The organism is Streptococcus pseudopneumoniae, assembly GCF_001076775.1.
GTDB lineage: Bacteria > Bacillota > Bacilli > Lactobacillales > Streptococcaceae > Streptococcus > Streptococcus pseudopneumoniae_G.
This window is the reverse complement of the sequence record NZ_JVGV01000023.1, coordinates 1-2322: the sequence shown is the minus strand read 5'-3', so window position 1 is coordinate 2322 and position 2322 is coordinate 1. Positions and strand designations below refer to the sequence as shown.

Here is a 2322-nt window from a genome sequence, read left to right as displayed (position 1 = left end):
ATGGCTCCATGGTACAAAAATCAGATATATTAATTTCATAGATAATATTGATTAATGGCTCAAATAGTTGTAAAGTGTAAACTATAAATTACTATCTAGGAGTTTGAAATGAAACATTCACATAAGAAATCATTTGACTGGTATAGCATGCAACAACGATACTCTATTCGTAAGTATCACTTTGGTGCGGCTAGTGTCTTGCTCGGGACAGCCTTAGTCTTGGGAACTGCTGCCAATGCGCAATCAGTACAAGCAGAGGAACAACATCCTGAGGCAACTAATAGTGTCTCTGTTGATAAGGATAAGGTAGATGAAGCTACTAAACCAGCAGAAGTTTCTACACCTAAAAAAGAAACAACTTATGCAGCTCCAACTGTTGCTAACCCAGTAGAAACGACTCCAGCTAAAACTGAAGAAGCTACTAGACCAGCAGAAAAAGTTGAAGAAGCAAAAGACAAAAAAGAAGCAAGTCATCAAGATGCTGTTGACAAGTCAAAATTGTTAACAGCTCTTTCACGTGCTAAAAAATTAGAAAGTAAGTTATATACAGAAGCAAGTGCTGCTAACTTGCAAGCAAGTATCCAAGCTGGTCAAAGCTTGCTTGGGAAAGCAGATGCATCTGAAGCTGAAATATCAGCAGCAGAGACATCTATCCAATCGGCTATTATTGGTCTAGAACTTCGTTCTAACTCTGATAAAGGAACTGTATCAGAAACTCCTGTAGTGAAGAAAGCTGACACAGCAGAAGCCAAAGAAGAAGCTAAGCCAGTTGCAACAACGACTGACCGTTCAGCTGTTGATAGTAGCGTTTTAGCAACTAATGCACCTGCCAAAGTAGAAACAACTTCAGCTCCAAAATCTACTAATGAAATCTTGAAACCAGGTTTGAGCCTTTCTGATGCTCGCCAAAATCCAGCTATCCGTAAGGAAGACTTGGATAAAGGTCATAGTGGCTTTAGAGCGGCTAGCAATCCAGCCAACCCAATTGTCTCAGGTTCTGGAAATACAGTTGCATTTTCAGACATCAGCCAAGGTGGTCGTAGTTATAGTTTCCGTGGCTACGGGAACTCACGTGGTGGTAATTCAATTCATTACGATGTAACAACAGTACGTCAAGGTAATAAATTGAATTTCACAATCAAATATTCTGGTCCGGGCGAATTTGTTAATAATAACTTTATCTTGGATAAAGGGGATGGATTTGGAAATCCTTCCAATGCGACAATCACAACTCCAAGGTTAAGAGATCAATCAAAACCTATTAGCCAAGGTGCCAACTACGTATCTCACTCAGGATACAGTATGACCTCTGCTACTTCAACAAATACGGAACAAACAATCAGATTTAGTTTGCCAATCAATAATCCAAATGGTGACTTGTCTGTTCGTTTGAAACCTGTTACTTTTAACGTGGACCAAGGTGGTGGTGGTGCCGCTACTAGCAATGACCCATACAGTAACTCTAACTATTATCATAGAGCAAATCCACTCCTCTTGGATGCAAACCCTTATGGTGGTACTAATAATAAGACTGTTTCAGAAGACATTGATTTCCAAACAGTCTACCTTCCAACTAGTAAATTACCAGAAGGTCAAACTAGATTAGTTCGAGAAGGTGAAAAAGGACAACGTCAAATTACCTATAAAGTTCATCGATTTGGTAACGAAACACTTTTAGGATTGCCAATTAGTAATTCTGTTACTAAAGAAGCTAAGCCACGTATTATGCAAATTGGTGTGGCTAAAGAGCTAATCGATACAGTAAAACCACGTGTTGATCAAAATAAAGTTGGTGATACAAATAACCTCACTTTCTATCTTGATAACGATGGAAATGGTGTTTATACTGAAGGTGTAGACGAACTTGTTCAAAAAATTGCTATTAAAGATGGAGCCAAGGGTGAAAAAGGGGACCAAGGTGAACGCGGTCTAACTGGAGCTAAAGGTGAAAAAGGAGACCAAGGCGAACGCGGTCTAACTGGAGCACAAGGAGCCAAAGGTGAAAAAGGAGATCGAGGTGAACGCGGTCTAACCGGAGCACAAGGTGCTAAAGGTGAAAAAGGGGACCAAGGTGAACGCGGTCTAACCGGAGCACAAGGTGCCAAAGGTGAAAAAGGGGACCAAGGTGAACGCGGTCTAACCGGAGCACAAGGTGCTAAAGGTGAAAAAGGGGACCGAGGTGAACGCGGTCTAACCGGAGCACAAGGTGCTAAAGGTGAAAAAGGGGACCGAGGCGAACGCGGTCTAACTGGAGCTCAAGGAGCTAAAGGTGAAAAAGGAGACCGAGGCGAACGCGGTCTAACTGGAGCTAAAGGTGAAAAA

At 41.5% G+C, this 2322-nt stretch carries 1 protein-coding gene; it reads left to right on the top strand.

Features of this window, described 5'->3' with window-relative positions; all coding sequences use genetic code 11:
* Window positions 1-108 precede the first annotated feature (108 nt).
* The coding region (locus ADJ60_RS06965) for a G5 domain-containing protein (RefSeq protein WP_049544301.1) at window positions 109-2322 on the top strand (2214 nt) is incomplete at its 3' end.